This window comes from Salinisphaera shabanensis E1L3A, assembly GCF_000215955.2.
Taxonomy (GTDB): Bacteria; Pseudomonadota; Gammaproteobacteria; order Nevskiales; family Salinisphaeraceae; genus Salinisphaera; species Salinisphaera shabanensis.
On record NZ_AFNV02000022.1, the window covers coordinates 1 to 18,426 of the forward strand.

At 61.4% G+C, this 18,426-nt stretch carries 17 protein-coding genes and 1 pseudogene; 5 read left to right on the forward strand and 13 right to left on the reverse strand.

Annotated features, from left to right (window positions below; genetic code table 11):
- The first annotated feature begins 698 nt into the window (after nucleotides 1–698).
- Both SSPSH_RS18795 and SSPSH_RS13595 read left to right on the forward strand, forming a co-directional pair.
- Complete coding sequence (locus SSPSH_RS18795) at nucleotides 699–1,175, forward strand: helix-turn-helix domain-containing protein (protein ID WP_152522827.1); 477 nt, start codon at nucleotides 699–701, stop codon at nucleotides 1,173–1,175.
- A 17-nt stretch (nucleotides 1,176–1,192) separates the two neighbouring features.
- Nucleotides 1,193–1,450: a hypothetical protein gene (locus SSPSH_RS13595; RefSeq protein WP_021031795.1), complete on the forward strand. Its 258-nt coding sequence runs from the start codon at nucleotides 1,193–1,195 to the stop codon at nucleotides 1,448–1,450.
- Nucleotides 1,451–1,546: 96 nt separating this feature from the next.
- On the opposite strand, the pseudogene SSPSH_RS13600 reads toward SSPSH_RS13595, so the two are convergent.
- The 8 genes and pseudogenes from SSPSH_RS13600 to SSPSH_RS13635 form a co-directional block, all read right to left on the reverse strand.
- Nucleotides 1,547–2,328, reverse strand: a pseudogene (locus tag SSPSH_RS13600) (N-acyl homoserine lactonase family protein).
- Nucleotides 2,329–2,467: 139 nt separating this feature from the next.
- Nucleotides 2,468–3,772, reverse strand: a complete 1,305-nt coding sequence (locus tag SSPSH_RS13605; RefSeq protein WP_021031797.1) for an MSMEG_0569 family flavin-dependent oxidoreductase — start codon at nucleotides 3,770–3,772, stop codon at nucleotides 2,468–2,470.
- Entirely contained in the window at nucleotides 3,769–4,050 is a 282-nt protein-coding gene (locus tag SSPSH_RS13610) for an MSMEG_0570 family nitrogen starvation response protein (protein ID WP_006912380.1), read from the reverse strand. The genes SSPSH_RS13605 and SSPSH_RS13610 overlap by 4 nt, the downstream gene beginning before the upstream one ends.
- Entirely contained in the window at nucleotides 4,043–5,041 is a 999-nt protein-coding gene (locus SSPSH_RS13615) for a sll0787 family AIR synthase-like protein (RefSeq protein WP_006912381.1), read from the reverse strand. Before SSPSH_RS13615 ends, SSPSH_RS13610 begins: the two co-directional genes overlap by 8 nt.
- Nucleotides 5,038–5,592 (reverse strand): MSMEG_0567/Sll0786 family nitrogen starvation N-acetyltransferase, encoded by a 555-nt coding sequence (locus tag SSPSH_RS13620; RefSeq protein WP_006912382.1) that lies wholly within the window; start codon nucleotides 5,590–5,592, stop codon nucleotides 5,038–5,040. The genes SSPSH_RS13615 and SSPSH_RS13620 overlap by 4 nt, the downstream gene beginning before the upstream one ends.
- Nucleotides 5,592–6,698 carry an MSMEG_0568 family radical SAM protein gene (locus SSPSH_RS13625; protein ID WP_021031798.1) on the reverse strand — a complete coding sequence of 369 codons (1,107 nt, stop codon included), beginning with the start codon at nucleotides 6,696–6,698 and terminating at the stop codon, nucleotides 5,592–5,594. Before SSPSH_RS13625 ends, SSPSH_RS13620 begins: the two co-directional genes overlap by 1 nt.
- Nucleotides 6,637–7,674 (reverse strand): Nit6803 family nitrilase, encoded by a 1,038-nt coding sequence (locus SSPSH_RS13630; RefSeq protein WP_021031799.1) that lies wholly within the window; start codon nucleotides 7,672–7,674, stop codon nucleotides 6,637–6,639. The genes SSPSH_RS13625 and SSPSH_RS13630 overlap by 62 nt, the downstream gene beginning before the upstream one ends.
- 13 nt (nucleotides 7,675–7,687) lie before the next feature.
- A complete protein-coding gene (locus SSPSH_RS13635; protein ID WP_006912385.1) occupies nucleotides 7,688–8,170 on the reverse strand; it encodes an MSMEG_0572/Sll0783 family nitrogen starvation response protein in 483 nt (160 codons plus the stop codon).
- A gap of 259 nt (nucleotides 8,171–8,429) precedes the next feature.
- Here SSPSH_RS13635 and SSPSH_RS13640 point away from each other — a divergent pair, with 259 nt between their 5' ends.
- On the forward strand, nucleotides 8,430–9,872 hold the full coding sequence (locus tag SSPSH_RS13640; protein ID WP_006912386.1) for an aminotransferase-like domain-containing protein: 1,443 nt from the start codon (nucleotides 8,430–8,432) through the stop codon (nucleotides 9,870–9,872).
- On the opposite strand, the gene SSPSH_RS13645 is transcribed toward SSPSH_RS13640, so the two are convergent.
- From SSPSH_RS13645 to cynS, 3 genes are all read right to left on the reverse strand, one after another.
- Nucleotides 9,869–11,602, reverse strand: coding sequence for a bifunctional protein-serine/threonine kinase/phosphatase (locus SSPSH_RS13645; protein WP_006912387.1), 1,734 nt, complete (start codon nucleotides 11,600–11,602; stop codon nucleotides 9,869–9,871). The genes SSPSH_RS13640 and SSPSH_RS13645 overlap by 4 nt on opposite strands.
- Nucleotides 11,603–11,696: 94 nt before the next feature.
- Nucleotides 11,697–12,509: a formate/nitrite transporter family protein gene (locus SSPSH_RS13650; RefSeq protein WP_006912388.1), complete on the reverse strand. Its 813-nt coding sequence runs from the start codon at nucleotides 12,507–12,509 to the stop codon at nucleotides 11,697–11,699.
- A gap of 54 nt (nucleotides 12,510–12,563) precedes the next feature.
- Nucleotides 12,564–13,010 (reverse strand): cyanase, encoded by a 447-nt coding sequence (gene cynS / locus SSPSH_RS13655; protein WP_193788461.1) that lies wholly within the window; start codon nucleotides 13,008–13,010, stop codon nucleotides 12,564–12,566.
- A 320-nt stretch (nucleotides 13,011–13,330) separates the two neighbouring features.
- Between cynS and SSPSH_RS13660 the strand changes: the two genes are divergently transcribed.
- Together SSPSH_RS13660 and SSPSH_RS13665 are read left to right on the forward strand one after the other, a co-directional pair.
- Nucleotides 13,331–15,046: an alpha/beta fold hydrolase gene (locus tag SSPSH_RS13660; RefSeq protein WP_021031800.1), complete on the forward strand. Its 1,716-nt coding sequence runs from the start codon at nucleotides 13,331–13,333 to the stop codon at nucleotides 15,044–15,046.
- 65 nt (nucleotides 15,047–15,111) lie between these two features.
- Nucleotides 15,112–16,383, forward strand: coding sequence for a mechanosensitive ion channel family protein (locus tag SSPSH_RS13665; RefSeq protein WP_006912392.1), 1,272 nt, complete (start codon nucleotides 15,112–15,114; stop codon nucleotides 16,381–16,383).
- A 21-nt stretch (nucleotides 16,384–16,404) separates the two neighbouring features.
- Here the strand turns inward: SSPSH_RS13665 and SSPSH_RS13670 are convergent, their stop codons facing one another.
- Together SSPSH_RS13670 and SSPSH_RS13675 are read right to left on the reverse strand one after the other, a co-directional pair.
- Nucleotides 16,405–16,674 carry a DUF3253 domain-containing protein gene (locus SSPSH_RS13670; protein WP_006912393.1) on the reverse strand — a complete coding sequence of 90 codons (270 nt, stop codon included), beginning with the start codon at nucleotides 16,672–16,674 and terminating at the stop codon, nucleotides 16,405–16,407.
- 2 nt (nucleotides 16,675–16,676) lie between these two features.
- Complete coding sequence (locus tag SSPSH_RS13675) at nucleotides 16,677–18,416, reverse strand: alkaline phosphatase family protein (RefSeq protein WP_006912394.1); 1,740 nt, start codon at nucleotides 18,414–18,416, stop codon at nucleotides 16,677–16,679.
- Nucleotides 18,417–18,426: the final 10 nt, after the last annotated feature.

Genomic DNA, 18,426 nt, shown 5'->3' on the forward strand with positions numbered 1-18,426 from the left:
ACCTACTGAAAGATCACATCTAGAGCAGCTTTCGAGAGCATACCAACTCGCTTACTGGAAGCCATCTACCATCAGCGCGACGTTTCAACACGCGTCTTAGTTACGAACCCTAAAGTCGCGAAACGTCTTGGCGCAAAGCGCAAGGCTTAACCTCGACGCCCACAACGCCGTATTGATTTTAATGTCAATAAGACAGACAATACAGACATGCTTAGATCACGATCAGCTTTATTCGGTCGACCCAATCCTACCGAAGCCTCTATCTGGACCCCAGAGACGGTTCTATGCCACACCCGAGGTATTTCGTGAACTGCATCCGGACACATGCCGAGACCTCGAGCGTAGCAATGCCGGTCAGCTCCGAGCGTTCATCTCAAACTTTACGCTAGGCCAACGAGTTACCGTAGGTAGCGGAAAGGATACATCAGTAGATGTAAAGATACTGGATCCTTGGGATAATGAAGTTTGGGAATTCAGAAAGAGAGAAACCCCAAGTACACGTGTATTCGGTCGGTTTGCCGATCGTAACGTTTTTATTGCGACTAACATGAGACTTTCGTCAGAGTTATTCGACAACATATGGCACAGAGCCGACGGCAGGCAAGTTAAACGAGAATGGATTGCGGAAATTAGGCGATGCACATCAACATGGCGCCAACTTTTTCCATCTTACGAGCCAATAACAGGAGGGCGCTTAAATGACTACCTCTCTAGGGCAATTGATAAACGCTAATTGTGTCGACACGTTGGATAGCTTTAGCCTCGCCTACCTTAAGGAGAGCTTTAGAGGCGATCTGAACGACCAATTATTGGAGTTGTTAGAAAGAAGTGACCTAACTAAAGCAGATGTTGCTAGAAGACTTGGCAAGCGACCAGAGCAAATAACACGCTGGCTGTCAGCGCCGTGTAACTTGGAATCGGATACTATTGTAGAACTAGCGGCAGCTTTTGGTCGGCTTCCGCGGCTAGTTTTTGAAAGCATCAATTCTCGTAGCCAGCGTGCAAAAATTTTAGAATACGAAGATGATAAATTTGTTTTATTTTTTCAGTCTGCTGAGATTCCAATTTCAACTAACTCTAGCGGTCGAGCACGACAATTAAAATCAAGAAAGAACACTTCTTCGCACATTACAGATCAGTACTATTTTGATAATAGTCTGACAAACTTTGTATAATTTACCGGAGTTTTACAATGGCAAAAGCTCCTGAAAGCTATTCTTTCAACCCTTTTGAAATTTTAACGCTGATGGTCAAAGAAGCTGACATTCACGAAGGCAAGTGGATGTTAAAACTAGATTTTGACGTCAAAGGCGGGAATTTCGCAATTGAAGGCGAAGACCCCACACCTGGCACAGTAGTAATGGTCAAGAGCTTAACTCTGGCCCGGGATGATGACGATTCTGATGCGCCGTTGAGCGTTGACGCCGCCGAAATTAACCCACGTAGCTAAAAGTAAGTCTATTCTCCAGCCTGCGCACATATCGGGATATCCGGGTACAGTACATTTAATTCCTGACCGCCAAGGCGGTTAGACGTTGCCAATCGTTCAATCCCGATATGCCGGAAAAGCTGGCAAGCTCCGAAAGAAGTCGAAGTCGTGGTTGGGCCAGAGCTCGGCGTTCTCGGTTGTGCCCATCTGCTTGATACGACGGATGCTGGCCAGGGCTTCGGCTTCGCGATCCTGCCAGCAGTAGCCGGGGGCGATTTCGTCGGCGAGGTTTTCGGTGAGGTCGGCGGCGTCGCCGCATAGAATCACCGGCGGGCCCTTGGGCAGTTCGATGAACAGCGACATATGGCCGGCGGTGTGCCCTGGCGTTTCGAAGGCATGCACACCGGGGGCCACATCGTAATCGCCGTGCTGGATTTTCCAGCGATCGCGATCGGTGATCTCGTCTTCGAAGATACCACTGACTTCGCCGGTATCGGCGGCCGCGACTTCGGCGTGATGAATATGCACATCGCAGCCGGGCACATCGCACAGCCCGCCGGCGTGGTCGAAATGCAGATGGCTTAAAAACACCAGATCGATATCGGCCACGGTCAGGCCCAGCGCTTGGAGATAGTGCGGGATGCGCTGGGTCTGCGACATCTGGGGCACCTCAAACGTCGGGTGCATGGGCTCGAGATATTGCTCTCGCAGTTCGGGCGTGGCGATCTTGTGATAATCGCAGCCACATCGAAGAGAATGCGCCCGTTCGGCGTTTCGATCAGATACGCCAGAATCGGCGCGTCGATATACACGCCGTGGCCGCGATTACGCGTGGAAACGGTTTTTTCGTAGCGGTGCGTGGCAGTCAGTAATACACGAATGGAGTGGGCACAGGCCATAGGTTTTTTCGCCGCGTGGGTATGCCGACCATAATGCAGCGAGCGTGCCGTTTTGCGCTGCTGATATTCGACCGGTCGGGCCGCGGTGGGCGCGAACGGCGGCCCGGCGTATCCAGGCTCGCCGTATTTTTTTGGCGCGTCAAGAGCCGGTACGCGCGATCGCCGGCTCGGCATGCATCGCGGCGATCTGATCGACCACATAGGCGGCATCCGCGCCCACCGCTGCGAAACGACCCGACCCCCAGGTGTTGAGCCAGGGCAGGCCGAGAAAATACAGGCCGTCGACCGGGCTCACGCCGTGCCGATGCACAGGCTCGCCGCGGCCGTCGAACACGGGCGCTTCGACCCAGGAGAAGTCGCCGGCAAAGCCGGTCGCCCAGACGACGGTTGTGATCGCGCTGTCCTGCAGATTCAGCATGTCCGGCTCGAACGGCGGCTGCCAGACCGGCTGGTATGGCTCGGCTGCGGGCGCATCGATGCCGTGCTCGGCGATATAGGCATCGATGCTGTCGCGGATCTTGCAGTAGGTGGCATCGGCACTGTCGAGGTTTTCGGCCAGGTTCGCTTCGAAACGCAGCTGCCCGTCGGGCTCGATCGTGGCAACACGGCCGTACAGCTGCATGCCTTCCAGCGCAAAGGCGCGTAGATCGATCTCGTGGCCGCCGTCGCGCCCGGTCATGTAGTGATTGGCCTTGTGGCGTAATTTGTATTCGGAATCGGGGTGTTGTGCCACGGTGACATCGTAGGTGCCCATGCGTTCGAGCCAGTCCACCGAATCCCGGCCGCGATACACCCGCGGCGCACGCGGCGCGCTACCGACACTCAAATGCACACTTCGCCCGGCCAGATGCAGATCTTCGGCGATCTGACAGCCGGATTGACCCGTGCCCACGACCATCACCTCGCCGGGGGCAAGTTGCTCTGGGTTGCGATAGTCGACCGAATGCAGTTGGTCGATATGCGCCGGCAGGCGCTCGGCGATACGCGGCACCCTGGGTACGTGATAGCCGTTGACGGCAAGCACGACCTGATCGGCGCTGGCGGTGCCGGCTGTGGTTTCGACCACGAAACCGCCGTGTTCGTTGCCACTCAAACGGGTGACGGTGACACCTTCGCGTAGCGGCGCATCGACGAATTCCGCATAACGTTCGAGATAGGCCACGATCTCGTCTTTGGGCATGAACCCGTCCGGGTCATCGCCGTCGTAGCCGAAACCGGGCAGCCGGCATTGCCAGTTGGGTGTGACCAGGCAGAAGCTGTCCCAGCGCTTGTCGCGCCAGGCGTGACCGACCCGATGCTTCTCCAGCACGATGTGGTCGATATCGGCCTGCTGAAGCCAGTAGCTTGCCGACAGCCCCGCCTGGCCGCCGCCGATCACCACCACCGGCCAGTGACGGCCGATATCCGGGCCATCGATCATGGCACGACGCATGAAACGGCTCATCGTTCGAACCCCTCGACGGTGACCGTGGCATCGCTTGCAAACGCCTGCGCGGTGCGCTCGATGGCCACCAGCTGTTCGGCCGAGGCGCTGCAGGCATAGCCGTATTTCGCGCGTACCCGTTCGCCGGCGTGCGTGAGTGCCGTGCGCGCGATACGCACGAACTCCGGCACCGCGTAACGCGTGCCGGGCTCGAAGAATTGGGTAATCGTGCTCGACGGCGAATAACAGCGCATACGGCGATCGTCCGGCCAGCGCACGTTGAACCAGGTTTCAGGCATGAAATGACTCCGGCATATGACTCGCCTGCGCAGCGCAAGCGATATAGGGATCGGTTTGAAAATTGCGGATCTCGCGCTCGGCGGCGCCGACTCGCAGGCGCAGTCGCTGGCTGTCGTCACAGCGACCAATGGCGGCACAGGCGATATCGCGGGCCGCGAACCGTTTGCTGACGGCCTCGACATCAGCCGGCGCAACCGCCAGCAGGAAGCCGAAGCTGGGAAAGGTTTCGCACAGCCAACGCGCCGGGTCGGCGTCCGCAGGGCATGGCACCGCATCGATATCGATCACCGCCCCCACCTGCGACGATTCGGCCAGCATCATGGCCGTGCCGACGACACCGGCCATGCTGATGTCCTTGGCCGCGCGACACAGGCCGTCTTCGGCAATCGCCGGCAGAATGTCGATATCCGCACGCAACCGCGCGGCGGGCGCATCGGTGCTGGCATCCCAGTTCGACAGCGGTTCGCGATAGCGCCCGCGCAGATCGATCGCGGCGATGAGCACGTCGTCGAGCCGTGCATCGAAGCTGGTGAGCAGCCGCCTGGCGCGCCCGAGAATGGCAACCGAGAGTTGTTCGCCGTCGCTATGCGCGTTGCTGTGGCCCCCGACGATCGGCAAGCCGTAGGCCTGCGCGGCGGCGGTCATGCCGTCGATGATCGGGCCCATATGATCCACGTCGCGGCTCCAGACCGCATCGACCACGGCCGTGGCGCGCCCGCCCATCGCCGCGATATCGCTGATATTGACCATCACGCCGCAATAGCCGGCAAACCAGGGCATGCGGGTAACGAAGCGGTTCACGAACCCTTCAATCGCGAACAGCAGCCAGCCGTCGCCATCCGGGATGGCCGCGCAATCGTCGCCGACGCGGATCGCGCCGTTGGCCGGTTCCGCACCGCGCAGCCGGTGCATGACGGCAGCAATATCCGTCTTGCCGGTAATACCTTCAGCCGTCAGTGCCCGGTCGGCCACGGCGTCGAGCCGGCTCATGCGGCGGCCCGCCGCGGGGCTATGACCGCACACTCGCCCGGCGCACAGGGCGGGTAATAGGCCAGATCGGCCTCCATCAAGGCATGCGGCATGCCGCAGACGCTTATCGGCTCAAGCGTTTGCCAGTGCAGCAATTCGAAAAACGCCACGTTGGCCATCTGGACGGTGGCAATGAACCGGGTACAGCCGCGTGCGTGGGCGCTGCCGACCGCCACCCGAATGAGTTCGCGACCGAGACCGGCCATGCGCCGATAGCCGCGCGCGACCGCCAGGCGCGAACCGCGCCAGAGGCCGTCGCACTCGGCATGAATACGTACCGTGCCCACGACCTGCTCGGCCATGCCGGCATTCCATGACATGGCCACGATCGGAATCGCGATGGCGTCGATGGCATCTCGATCGGTCTCGACGAACAGGTTCTGCTCGTCACAAAACACCTGTTTGCGTAGCCGCTGGGCTGCGCGGACTTCCCAGGCCCGATCGGCGAGCTTCACGCTATACGCAGCGGGCACGAACGCCGTGACCTTGTAATTGTCGCCGTCGAGCAGCATCAGGCAGTCTCGGCGCTGCGCTCGTAGGCGGACAACGAGGAACAGGCACCGCAGCGCCCGCAGCCGGCCTTGATATCGGCCGAGCGCATGCCGGCGTCCACGAGCATTTCCCCGATCGGTTCGAGCAGCGATTGCATGAACGCAGCACTCGGGGCGTCGTGATTTTCCAGCGGTGTGCCGGTGATCGGCACAAACGGCACGACAAACGGATACACGCCGCGCGCAATGAGTTTACGGCTCATGTCGATAATCGCTTCGCGCGTATCGCCCAGCCCGGCGAGGATATAGGTGGACACCTGGCCTCGCCCAAAGACCGCCACGGCTTGCTCGAAAGCTTTCAGATAGGCATCGGGCGTGACTTCGGCCTTGCCGGGCATGATGCGGGCGCGCACCTCGGGGGTGACCGCTTCCAGATGCATGCCCAGCGAATCCACCCCGGCTGCCTTGAGCCGCTCGAACCAGACCGGGTCGTCCGGCGGCTCGCATTGGGCCTGAATGGGCAGGTCCACCGCCTGGCGTACCGCCGCGGCCGATTCGCACAACACCGCAGCCCCGCGATCGGTGAAATTGGGCGTGCCGGTGGTCATGACCATATGCGTCACGCCGTCCAGCTCGACCGCGGCCTGCGCCACTTCGGCCAGCTGGGCCGGCGTCTTGCGATTGATCGTGCGCCCCTCGGCCAGCGATTGACCGATGGCACAGAACTGGCACGAGGTGGCACGTCGGCCATAACGCACGCAGGTCTGAAAGACGGTGGTCGCCAGCACATCGCTCGAATGCAGCTGGGCGATCTTCCAATACGGAATGCCGTCAGCCGTTTGCCGGCCGTAGAAACGCGGCTGCTTGGCAAACCCGATGGTCGTAACCGGCTTGCCGTGACGGGTAAGCCGGCCCTGGCCATCGGTCGCAAACGGCGAGCGTTTCGAATGGCCGGTATGCACGGGCACCATCACGGTCTGGCCGTCGACGGTGACTGCCTTGTGATCCGAGGGCCCGGCGCCGCCGCGACGGCTGGGCGCGCCCTGGTGCCGGGCCTGGGACGGGTCAGCCAGTCGAAGACCGAGCGATTGCATCTCGGTAAGCAGCATACGGCTCGGGTTCGCCATGATCGGGTTCCTCGAATTCGGATACGGCACCGACGCCAGGTGCGGCGTCGGCGTGCTGCGCCGCATGACTGCGGCGGTCGATACGCAGCGACAACAGTTCCGGGCGGGCGTAGTGGCCCACGGAATCCATCATTCGCTTGCGCTTGGTGATCAGCGACAGATCGATGTCGGCCACCAGCCGGCCCGGGCCGTCAAGCAGCGGCGCTACGACATGCGAGCCATCCGGGGCGATGATCGCGGTATAGCAACCGCCGAACAGGCCTTTCTGTAGCGCGGGGTCCTCGGTCACGCTGGCGACCTGATCCGCGTCCAGCCAGGCCGTGGCATTGACCACGAAACAGCCGGATTCGAGCGCGTGGTGGCGCAACGTGACTTCCTGCTGTTCGGCAAAGATCGGCCCCACCAGCGAGCCCGGAAACTGGCTGCAATGGATCTGCTCGTGATCGGCCATGAGCGCATACCGAGCCAACGGGTTGTAGTGTTCCCAGCACGCCAGCGCGCCGACACGCCCGACGGCGGTATCCACGGCATGCAGCCCGGACCCGTCGCCCTGCCCCCAGACCATGCGCTCGTGATAGGTGGGTGTGATCTTGCGGCGCTTGAGGGCGATCTCGCCGTTGCCGTCGAACACCAACTGGCAGTTGTAGAGCGTGCCGTGGTCGCGTTCGTTAACGCCCAGCACCACAACGATCTCGTGGGTGCGGGCAGCCGCGGCCACCGCGTCGGTGACCGGGCCGGGCACAGTCGGCGAATGGTCATAGAGCGCTCTATGACGCGCGCCCATGTCCATCGGCGCCATCACGAACGACCAGTACGGGTAGTAAGGCACCGCCGTCTCGGGAAAGACCACCAGCTGTGCCCCGTCGGCCGCGGCCGCTGCAATTTCGTCGAGCACGCGCTCGACGGTGCCGTCGGCGCTGTCGAGCACCGGCTGCAATTGAACGGCTGCGACCTTCACTATCTGTGACTGAGTCATCGTGACGTTCCGGCTACATCGTCCAGGTGGACACGACATAAGCGTTGTCGCGGCGCGCGATCAACTGGATATCGAGCACATCCAGCGGACTGATCGGCTGAATGCCTTCCACCAGTGCCGGTTCGCCGTGCCCGTAGAGCGCCTGCAGGGCAAAACGACAGGCATACACCTTGCCGCCTTCGTCCATGAACGCCTTGAGCTGATTTTCGTAGTTCTGATGGCCGGGAAAGGCTTCATCGCCAATGGTCGGAAAACCGCGTTGCACGCCCAGCGTCACGCCCGGTCCATAGAGCAGGATGGTCGTTTCGAAACCCTTGCGCAGCAGACGCTTGGCCTGAAGCATATTGACCAGACCGATAGACCCCTCGAAGGCAACCGTATGGAAGGTCACCAAGGCTTTTTCACCGGCTTCGGCCTGAACGTCCTCGAAGACCTTGTCCTCGTAGTCGACGAAATAGTCGCCCTTCTGAACCTTGGCTGTCGTGACTTCTGGCATCGCGTTGTCTCCAATCGTGGGTATGCGTGTCGGACACCGACGCACCGGCGCCGGTCAGGGACAACGGTTGCAACGCGCATGCCAAATGATCGGGTATTAAAAGCGATCATTTAGCAATCATTCGCTCGAAAGTGTGGTAGCGTCTGCCTTCCACGCTGGCATTATTTTCAATTGACAACGACGTGCGCTCGAAAGGCGAATGAAAACCCCGCACTAAAACGGGGAAAAATAGAGATCTACGCACGATTCAAGGGCAACAATGAGTAATGACCTGAGCCGCTGGTGCGCCACGATCGCTGCAAGCGATCGACCGACTTATCATGCGATCGCCGATGCAATCGCTGACGATATCCAGGCCGGTCGTTTGCGCGCCCAGCAAAAGTTGCCGCCGTTGCGTGCGCTCGCCCGTAGCCTCGGGGTGAATTTCAGCACGGCGGCGCGCGGCTATGCCGAAGCGGCCCAGCGCGGCCTGATCGACGGTCGCACCGGCAGCGGCAGTTATGTGCGCGGCGAGATCAAGAGCGATCCGGTGCGCCGTGCCAGTACGGTCGGGCCTATCGACATGAGCATGAACATGCCGCCAGAGCCCGGCTCGGCCGCACTGCGCGCCCGGCTGCGCGAGGGTTTCGCAAGCCTGGGCGCCGGCTACGATATCTACGATCTGTTGCGCTATCAGGAATTCGGCGGTGCACGACGCGACCGCGAAGCCGGCGCGGCCTGGATGGCACGCCGGCTGCCGAACGCCGACCCGGCCAATATTCTTGTCTGCCCCGGCGCGCATAGCGCCCTGCTGGGTCTGAGCGCGTCCCTGCTGCGCGCCGGCGACACGCTCGCCTGTGAAGCAATCAGCTATCCGGGTATGAAGGGCATCGCCGCCCATCTCGGGATCCGCCCGGTGGGCCTGCCGGCTGATCGCGACGGACTCGACCCGGACGCGTTTGCAGCGTTGTGCGCGGCCGACCCGCCCAAGGCGTTGTATATCAATCCCACCCTCAACAATCCGACGACCGCCACACTGCCGGCCGAACGCCGCGCTGCCATCGCCGAAATCGCCCTGCGTTACGGCGTGCCCATCATCGAAGACGACCCTTACGGTTGCCTGCCGAAGCAACGGTTGGCACCGATCGCTACCTATGCGCCCGAACTCACGTTCCATGTCGCGGGCCTGTCCAAGGTGCTGGGCGCCGGATTACGGATCGGTTATCTGGTCACACCGAACGTGCGCTATACCGCCCGGGTTTCATCGACGATGGCCACCCTCTCGGTCATGGCCAACCCGGCCATGATCCAGTTGGCGACACGCTGGATCGAGGACGGCACGGTACGCGCGGCGACGCTTGCCATTCGCGAGGAATCGATGGCGCGTCAGCAGTTGGCCGCGCGCGTGCTGGCCGGCATCGACTATCGCAGCCAGCCCGAAGCGTTTCATCTGTGGCTGCCGGTACCGGCGCCCTGGAATCGCATCGAACTGGCCACACGGTTGCAGCAGCATGGCATCGCGGCGGTCGTTTCCGATGCCTTCGCAATGCGTGCGCCGGCGCCGGAGGCGGTGCGTATTTGCCTGGGCGGCACAGCCAGCCGCGAGGACTGCCATCGCCATCTGGAGATCATCCACGATGCGATCAAGCATCTGCCAGCCATGGCCGCCGGCGGTTACGGCGAGCCGTTCGTGGACTACCAGGTCGGCAGAAATACAGCCTAGATATTGGCGATATAGACCAGCAGGCCTGCCACCGCCAACCCGAGCAGCGCCGACAGGCCTTTCCAGAAGCGGTTCGGGTCGCGGTCGATCAACGGCAGTCGATGATCGGCCACGAGCTCGCCACGGGGATGGCGCAGGTCGTAGACGAATTCAGCCACTTCGGCATACCGCTGGATCGGGTTCGGGTGCAGCGCCTTGCGCAGGGCACCGTCGACCCAGGCGGGCACGTCGGCGTTGCAGGTGATCGCACTCGGGTAACTCAGCCGGTTGAGATCGGCACTGCTGCGCGCACGCGATACGTTCGGGCCGTACGGCAGCTGACCGGTGAGCATCTGATAGGTGATCACGCCCAGCGAATAGACATCGGAACGTGTCGTGCCCTGGCCGCCGATGAAATATTCGGGGGCGGCGTACTGGCTGGTGCCGAGCACATCGTCGCTGCCGTGGCGGCCGGCGCTCTCACGGATGCCGGCCACCTCGACCGCGCCGAAATCAATGATCTTCACGGTGCCGAGCGTGTCGATAAGGATATTGTCGGGCCTAAGGTCCTGATGAATCATCTCCTGACGATGAAAGGCGAGTACGCCCTTGCCGATCTGTTCCACGATCGGGCGCACGCTGGCCATATCCGGCTTGGGATGGTCGACCATCCACTGGGTAAGCGTCTGGCCCTCGACATACTCCATCGCGACATAGACGTGCGCCGGCTTGCGCCGCGGCGGCGATGCCTTGAGTACATAGGGGCTATCGATACGACGGGCGATCCATTCCTCGAGTAGAAAACGTTCGAGCAGTACCGGATCGGCCTTGAGATCGCTGGCCGGTATCTTGAGCGCCACAGGCTCGCCGCTGTCGCCGTCGCGGGCAAGAAACACATGGCTGCGCCCGCTGATATTGAGCGCACGCACGATGTCGTAGCCCTCGAAGGTCATGCGGGCTTCCAGCGCGGGCGGGAACGCCAGTTCGGTGAGCCGCCCGGCGATATCGTCCGGATCCTGCGCGTCAAGGCTGTCGACACGCACGATCTGTACGGTGAGATTATCGTGGCTGCCGTGCTCATAGGCCATGTCGACAATGCGCGCCGCGGCCGTATCGAGATCGTGTTCATGCACCGCGATGGTGTCGATCAACGTCGCATCGTCCATGTACTCATAGACGCCGTCTGTCGCCAGGATGAACACATCACCGACATCGAGCGCCAAGCGCTGGTAGTCGATCTCGACCTGATTATTGATACCGAGAGCGCGCGCGAGATAGCTTTCGTAGCGCGACATCTGAACACGATGATCTTCGGTCAGTCGCTCAAGCGCCTGATCGCGGAGCCGGTAGATACGCGCATCGCCCACATGAAACAGATAGGCGCTCGCTGCCTTGAATACGATCGCGCTAAAGGTGCAGACATAGCCGCGATCGGCATCCTCTCGGTACTGGCTCTGTCGGGTCTGGGCATACAGCCAGGAATTGATGGCCGCAATCACGCGCTGGGCGGCATTGCAAACCGACCAGGCATCCGAGGTGCAGTAGTAATCCTCCAGAAAACCCGATACTGCCGTTTCGCTGGCGATATGACTGACATCGCTGCTGCTGATGCCATCGGCAATCGCGAGCGCGATGCCCTTGGATTGCAGCGCTGTGCCCTGCGCCCGCCGCAGGCCATGAAAATCCTGGTTGCGCGGTTTACGACCGGCACTGCTGGCCTGGCCCACGGTGACGGCGAGCGACGTACTCATGGACGCGTACCGCACGGACGGCGCGCCGTCATCCGGATGTCACGGGACGAACCGCTGGTCCGCCCCGTGCTTCGCTGCCAACGAGACGTGGTGATCAAACGATCTCGCGCCGCGCCTGGGTGCGCACGTGCGTTGAGTACAGGGTCAGACCGGTCAGCGATATACCGCCGACAATATTGCCGAGTACGGTCGGAATTTCGTTCCAGAAGATGTAGTCGCCGAGGGTGAAACCGCCGCCCAGAATCAGGCCCAGCGGGAACAGGAACATGTTGACTACGGAGTGCTCGAAGCCGAGATAGAAGAACACCATGATCGGCATCCACATGGCCGCGATCTTGCCGGTCGCCGAGGTCGAGACCATCGCGCCGACCACGCCCATCGACACCATCCAGTTGCACAGACAGCCGCGGATGAAAAGTGTCATCCACCCACCGAACCCATGTTCCTTGTAGCCCAGCGTTCGGCCTTCGCCGACATGGGCGATGGTTTGCCCCACTTCATTGACCGGCACCGAAAAGCCATAGGTGAAGTTGATCGACATGATCACGGCCACGGTGAGCGCGCCGGCGAGGTTGCCGATGAACACCAGCCCCCAGTTTTCGAGCACGCGCGGAATGGTCACGCCCGGGCGCTTGTCCAGCCAGGCCAGCGGCGTGAGCATGAATACACCGGTGAGCAGGTCGAACTTCATGAGATAGAGCATGCAGAAGCCGACCGGGAACAGCACCGCCCCCAGCAGCGCGTTGCCCGTATTCACGGTGATGGTTACGGCAAACACCACCGCCAGCGCCAGAATCGCGCCGGCCATATAAGCCCGCACGATGGTGTCGCGCCGGCCCATATAGATTTTGGATTCGCCGGAATCGACCATCTTCTTGACAAATTCCGCCGGTTCTAGATACGACATGAGTTATCCCTGAAATGTGGTGAACGAACTGGCCCTGACCGCGCGGTCGCGGTGTTACCAGCGCACATAAGGCAGAAACTTGCCGTTCATGACGATCTTCACGCGATCACCCTTGGGATGTTGCTCGCGTTCGACGTCGATCGTGAAGTCGATGGCGGACATGATGCCGTCGCCGAATTCTTCGTGAATGCACTGTTTCACGCCGGGCCCGAATACCGACAGAATCTCGTAAAAGCGATACAACAACGGATCGCTCGGGATGGTCTTGTCCATCCACTGCCCCTTTAACGGGCATTCCTGCAGGGCGTCGGCAACATCGTCGCCCAGATCGAGCACGGCGGTGATTTTCTGGGCGATTTCTTCAGTCGCCGAGGCTTCGCCCAAACAGGCCGTCGCGGTCCAAACCGGTGCCATACCGATTTCGCCGGCAATTTGATCCCAACGCAGCCCCTTGGCTTTTTTCGCATCCAGAATTGCGCGAGTCATGTCTTTCTTTTCCAAAACTTTCCCCTTAAGGCGTTGATTATAAAATATTTGAGGTAACGACCCGGTTTTGCGTATTGATGACGGGCCAGGCCGCCCGGCCGCCGACCCTTTGCACGTAAAGCACAATGGCGCGACATTGGCAGCCAACGCTGCAAGATGCTTGCCAGCAGTGCACTCGACGGCTCCCGCTAACCGCAGGCAAACCACCCCATGATCGATAGAGATGGTGTTTATTCCAGCGTCGTGCTAAATGTAAAAATATAAATTTCCTGCGCACTTCACTTGCGCCGGAGCACAACGACGACTCGAAAAACGAGCGTGCGAGGGAGATGGCTATGCAAACCGGTTCCAGCTACCGATCACTACGGTTGATCGGCGCATTGCTGATCGCCACGTGTCTGAGCGCAGGCTGCTCAGATAACGACAATGTCGAACTCGATACGCGCGCCGGGTCGAACAGCACTGGCGCCAGCGGCGAAAACGGCAGTAGCAGCGGCGGCGATACCGTCGATACGTCGGAACTGGACACGCGCTGCGACGAGGCGGTCTATCCGTCGGCAGAATGGACGGCCTGCGAGGCCGAAAACTACGCGCGCGTTCTCGAAGCGCCCGCCGAAGAACTGGCCAGCCCGGCGTTTCTCGCGCGGCTGACCACACAGAGCCAGGCGAATTTTCTCGACTATGTCGCCCGCGGCACGGCCGATCCGAGCTGGCTTCTGGCCGCCAGTCCGGCACTCGTCAATCTTCTGGATACCCTCGAGGTACAGGACCTCGACGCAAATGCCCTCGACGACTTGTTCGCCGCGGCACAAGACGACCCGTCGCAAGTACTCTCGGTATCGGCCAACAGCCCGCTTACGCCGTTGTGCGCGGCCTGGGCACTGCCCTGCGTCGGCGACCCTTTTCGCTATCCGGACGTGGCCGGTGCCGATGGCGACGCGTTTTATACCCAGCAAGCGCAAGTCGAGCCCGTGGTGTTCTACGATCGGGGCTGTGCCCGGCTTTCCGGGCGGGTATGGCGCCCGGCCGGCGCCGGCGACAACGCCAGACTGCCGGGTATCGTGATTGACAACGGTTCGCTACAGGCCTCGGAAACCCTTTACTGGTGGGCGGCCCAGTTGCTGGTACGCAACGGCTATGTCGTCATGACATTCGACCCGCGTGGTCAGGGGCGTTCCGACATGCAGACGCCGGGCGGCGAGCAAGGCAGCAATGCCAATATCTCGGTGTTCTGGACCGGCCTGGTCGATGCCATCGATTTTTTCCGTTCCACACCGACAACGCCCTACCCGCATAATCAAAGCTGTGCGGGCAGTTACCCCACCCATGTGGCCGATTCGAACCCCTTTTTCGCCAGCATTGACGCCAATCGGCTGGGCATCGCCGGGCATTCGGCCGGTGCGGCGGGCGTATCGGTCGTGCAAGGCTACGACACGCCAGCCAGCGGGCCGTGGCCGGGCCAGCTCGACGCTTCGAACCCGGTGGACGTTGTCGTCGCCTGGGACGATCTGACCCAGCCCGGCGGCGAAACCGAAAACACCAACGGCGGCACCAATCCGGATGCCAACGTGCCTGATTTTGGCGCTCGGGTACCGGCACTGGATATGGTCAGCGAATACGGGCTCACGCCTACGCCGTTTACCGAACCGCCCGATGCCGAAGCACACAAGATTGCCTACGACGCCTGGCGCGCCGCCGACCTGCCGGTGTATACAATCACCATCGGCGGCAGCAGCCACTATGAGTGGTCACTGTTGCCGGCCTTCCCGGCCACGTCGTGGTGCCCCGCCATCAAGGACGGCGCCTGCGACGATACCAACGGCTGGGGCAATATCATGGCGCAGCACTACACGCTGGCTTGGTTTGACCGCTGGCTCAAACAGCCGGGCGAACCCGGCTATGCCACGGCCGATACGCGACTACTCGACGATGACGGCCCGCACGGGCGTGTAAAAATGAGCTTTCGCTATCACTCGGCGCGTTCCTTTCCGACCCGCGCCGGGGCTGACGTAAACTGCGAAGACATCCGAGCCGGCTGCGACGCGTCGTGATCCATTCCCGACGGCCCAAATGATCAGCGGCCTTATCGTCTTGTTTTCGCAATAACCGTACGTGCATGTATAAACATCTGGGCACGGGCATCACGGCCCTGCTGTGTATTACGACCAGTGTGGCAGCCGTGGCCGCGCTTTACGGCTGGTGGCGCGCCGATCACTGGAACGGGCTGCCCGTCCCGGAAATCGCGCTGACCCTGGCCACGGTGCTACTGGCCTGGCTGGCCAGCCGCTGGACGGACTGTCTGGCCACCGGGCTCAACGAAGGTCATCGCGTCTGGCAACGACGTCTGCGACGCTGGCTCAATGTCGAAGACAGCGAGCGCTTTCGCGAAGCAGATCTGTTAGCCGCCTTGCTGCATCTGGCGATCTGGCTGGCCGTACCGCTACTGCTGCTGCGTATCTGGGGGTTGTCGCGGACAAGTTTCGACATGCTCCGTCATCTGGCCTGGACCGGGTTCAACCTCGGCCAGGTCCAGATCGTACCGGCACAGCTGATCATGGGCGCGCTGTTGCTGGTGCTCCTGGCCACGATCATTCGTTGGCTGACCGGGCGCATGGAAAACCAGTGGCTTGCCCGCACACCCATGGAAACCCATACGCGTGAGGCCGTGGCCACGATCACCGGCTATGTGCTGTTCGTGATTGCCACGCTCGTCGTGCTCAGTTATGTGGGTCTGGATCTCACCAAGCTCGCATTCATCGCCGGCGCGTTGTCGGTGGGCATCGGTTTCGGTCTGCAAACGATCGTGAACAATTTCGTATCGGGCCTGATTCTGTTGTTCGAACAGCCGGTACGCCGCGGCAACTACATCACGGTGGGCGAAACCGAAGGCTTCGTGCGCCGTATCCGTATTCGGGCTACCGAGATCGAAACGCTTCAGCGCACGACCGTGGTGGTACCCAACTCCGAGCTGCTTACCCTGCATCTCAAGAACTGGAATCTGCGCGATCGTTATGGGCGCATCGGCTGCCCGGTGGGCGTGGCGTATGGCAGCGACGTACGGCTGGTGGAAAAACTGTTGCTGCAAGTCGCCAGCGACAACACCGATGTCATCAGTGACGGTCGCGTGGGCGTGCCCAAGCCGGTAGCGCTGTTTCGTGGCTTCGGCGATTCCACACTCGACTTCGAGCTGCGCTGCTTCATCCGCGACGTAACCCGCCGCTTCTTCGTTGTTTCGGATCTGAATTTCGCGATCGACGAGGCCTTTCGCGATCACGATGTCACCATCGCCTTTCCACAGCTGGACGTCTGGCATCGCAGCGTGCCGCCGCCGTCGCACCCACGCACCCCGGACGACGACGATAACCCGAATAGCAGGCGCAACGACTGAACACGCGCCCTCGCTCCAATCTTATGACGCGTTGTCTGCCGGACGTCCTATCCGGATCGGCCCGCGGGCGGTGCGGATATCGACGGTGGCGCCGTGCTGCGTCGCTACAACGTCGCCGGCCTCGGCCAGACGCGCGGCGGCCGCCCGCACATCGTCCATACGGCTGCGCCACTCGTTCGCGGCCCACAGCCCACGCGCCACCTCGGACGGGCAGATCGTGGCACCGGGCTCACGTGCGTGCACGCGCTCGAGTATTGCCGTTTCGATCGTGTCAGAACGGTCGTCGGTCATGGTCACTGGCTCGTTGCGGCGTTTGCGCTCGAAGGCGTTCCCCGACGCAAACGCAGCAATACGTCGGCAATCAGGCGCTGGTCATTACGCCCCTGAAGCGTTGCGCTCACGATACCCTGAGTTTTGTCGCGGGCGTGGCCGCGCCGGGCAACGATCAATGGCAGATCCGAATCGCGCGCCGACGGGCTGCCGTGCCAGGAATGATAGAGCGGTGCGAAATAGTAACGCTGCGCCGGATCATCTCGGTCGCCATTATGTGCCACCAGTATCAGGTCACCGGCACGATCGCCGTGGGGTCCGATCGTAAGATGCCGTAGGCGTTGCGGCATATCGACATAGCTCGGATGCGGGTGCGCGGCGAGGTAATCCTCGATCGGCTGTGTCTGCCCGTGACCGGTATAGACTTCGAATACCTGGTCCGCATCACCGTCAGAGGCCGCGGTACGCACCAGGATCATGTCGAGCGTATCCCGCATTTCGGGCACGAGCAGGCCGTCTTCGTTGTTTTGAAAGAAGGCCTCGGCGGCGGTCTCGATATCCTCGGCGCGCGCAGGTTGCGTCCAGTCGCAGGGGGTCGTGCGCGTTGCACAGGTCGTACGATCGGCCACATACACGTAAGCCAGCGCGCCCTGATAGGCGATCACGGCATCGAAGAAGACGTCGTCGTCGACTTCGAGCGCGTACGGCCGCAGCGTGAAGCCGGCAGCCTCGAGCACGTTGGGCGGCTCGCCCGCGCCGTCGGTCGACAGGGAATGCTTGTCGTCGTGCAACACGCCGGTATGGCCGTGATCGGAGGTGATCACGATATAACGATCGTCGAGTTCACCGGCATCCTCGAGCGCCTCGCGTAGATCGGCCATCATCGGCTCGAGGCCTTTCTTGAGATAGTCGCGGCGAGAAACATCCGGGCCAGCGTCGTTGATATGCGCATAGTGATCCAGACCCGGCAGGTAGATCGTGATCACATCGGCTGCGGGTTCATCCTCGATCAGGTCATCCATGTTTTCGATGACTTCTGCATCGAGCTCCTCGAATAGCGACAACGACTGTTGCCCGGTCAGCTGACTGGCCACGTGTTCGGCAAACAGGCTCTGGAAGGCATCCAGCATCGCCGTGCGGTCGGTGAGGATGAGACGGTCGGCCCCGCTATAGAACTGGTGCATACCCACCCAGATACGCACGCCGGGATCGGTTTCGCGCAGCTGTTCGTAGATCGTCGGCGCTTCCAGCAGATCGTTGGCATAGCCTTCGGTATAGATATTGAATACCTGCGTGGCGTCGGCAATCGTCACCGGTACCGGTGCGGCATATTCACCGGTGCGCCGAATGAAATATTCGTTGCCCGCCACACCGTGTTCGGCCGGGTTGGTGCCGGTTACAGTAGTCGCCCACGAGACCGCCGTGGATGACGGCAGCACGCTGACGATCGAGTCCTCGAACCAGGCGTTGGCAAAGCGATTGCTGCCATCGTCCGCGAGCAGTCGCGCCATTTCCGGCAGCTCGCCGGCACGCAGCATGTCGTAGAGGAGATGGCGGTCAATACCGTCGATCGCCACCACGAGCAGCTGCGGCGCATCGCGGGCGGCCGGGCGCTCGTCCGTATCGGTTTCGCGCAATTCCACCTGTTCGCCGGCCACCCAGAACTGTGCCGCCTGCCAAACACAGCCGCCCAGCACGAACGGCATGCACAGGCCCAATACCAACGCGCCGATACGCCGCGCCCCCAAACCCTTGTTCGCCAAGCTTCACTCC

What these genes read in the sequence shown, in the direction of transcription:
- SSPSH_RS18795 (WP_152522827.1), top strand. Translation starts at nt 699, where the DNA reads ATGACTACCTCTCTAGGGCAATTGATAAACGCTAATTGTGTCGACACG.
- SSPSH_RS13595 (WP_021031795.1), top strand. Translation starts at nt 1,193, where the DNA reads ATGGCAAAAGCTCCTGAAAGCTATTCTTTCAACCCTTTTGAAATTTTA.
- SSPSH_RS13605 (WP_021031797.1), bottom strand. Translation starts at nt 3,772, where the DNA reads ATGAGCCGTTTCATGCGTCGTGCCATGATCGATGGCCCGGATATCGGC.
- SSPSH_RS13610 (WP_006912380.1), bottom strand. Translation starts at nt 4,050, where the DNA reads ATGCCTGAAACCTGGTTCAACGTGCGCTGGCCGGACGATCGCCGTATG.
- SSPSH_RS13615 (WP_006912381.1), bottom strand. Translation starts at nt 5,041, where the DNA reads ATGAGCCGGCTCGACGCCGTGGCCGACCGGGCACTGACGGCTGAAGGT.
- SSPSH_RS13620 (WP_006912382.1), bottom strand. Translation starts at nt 5,592, where the DNA reads ATGCTGCTCGACGGCGACAATTACAAGGTCACGGCGTTCGTGCCCGCT.
- SSPSH_RS13625 (WP_021031798.1), bottom strand. Translation starts at nt 6,698, where the DNA reads ATGGCGAACCCGAGCCGTATGCTGCTTACCGAGATGCAATCGCTCGGT.
- SSPSH_RS13630 (WP_021031799.1), bottom strand. Translation starts at nt 7,674, where the DNA reads ATGACTCAGTCACAGATAGTGAAGGTCGCAGCCGTTCAATTGCAGCCG.
- SSPSH_RS13635 (WP_006912385.1), bottom strand. Translation starts at nt 8,170, where the DNA reads ATGCCAGAAGTCACGACAGCCAAGGTTCAGAAGGGCGACTATTTCGTC.
- SSPSH_RS13640 (WP_006912386.1), top strand. Translation starts at nt 8,430, where the DNA reads ATGAGTAATGACCTGAGCCGCTGGTGCGCCACGATCGCTGCAAGCGAT.
- SSPSH_RS13645 (WP_006912387.1), bottom strand. Translation starts at nt 11,602, where the DNA reads ATGAGTACGTCGCTCGCCGTCACCGTGGGCCAGGCCAGCAGTGCCGGT.
- SSPSH_RS13650 (WP_006912388.1), bottom strand. Translation starts at nt 12,509, where the DNA reads ATGTCGTATCTAGAACCGGCGGAATTTGTCAAGAAGATGGTCGATTCC.
- SSPSH_RS13660 (WP_021031800.1), top strand. Translation starts at nt 13,331, where the DNA reads ATGCAAACCGGTTCCAGCTACCGATCACTACGGTTGATCGGCGCATTG.
- SSPSH_RS13665 (WP_006912392.1), top strand. Translation starts at nt 15,112, where the DNA reads ATGTATAAACATCTGGGCACGGGCATCACGGCCCTGCTGTGTATTACG.
- SSPSH_RS13670 (WP_006912393.1), bottom strand. Translation starts at nt 16,674, where the DNA reads ATGACCGACGACCGTTCTGACACGATCGAAACGGCAATACTCGAGCGC.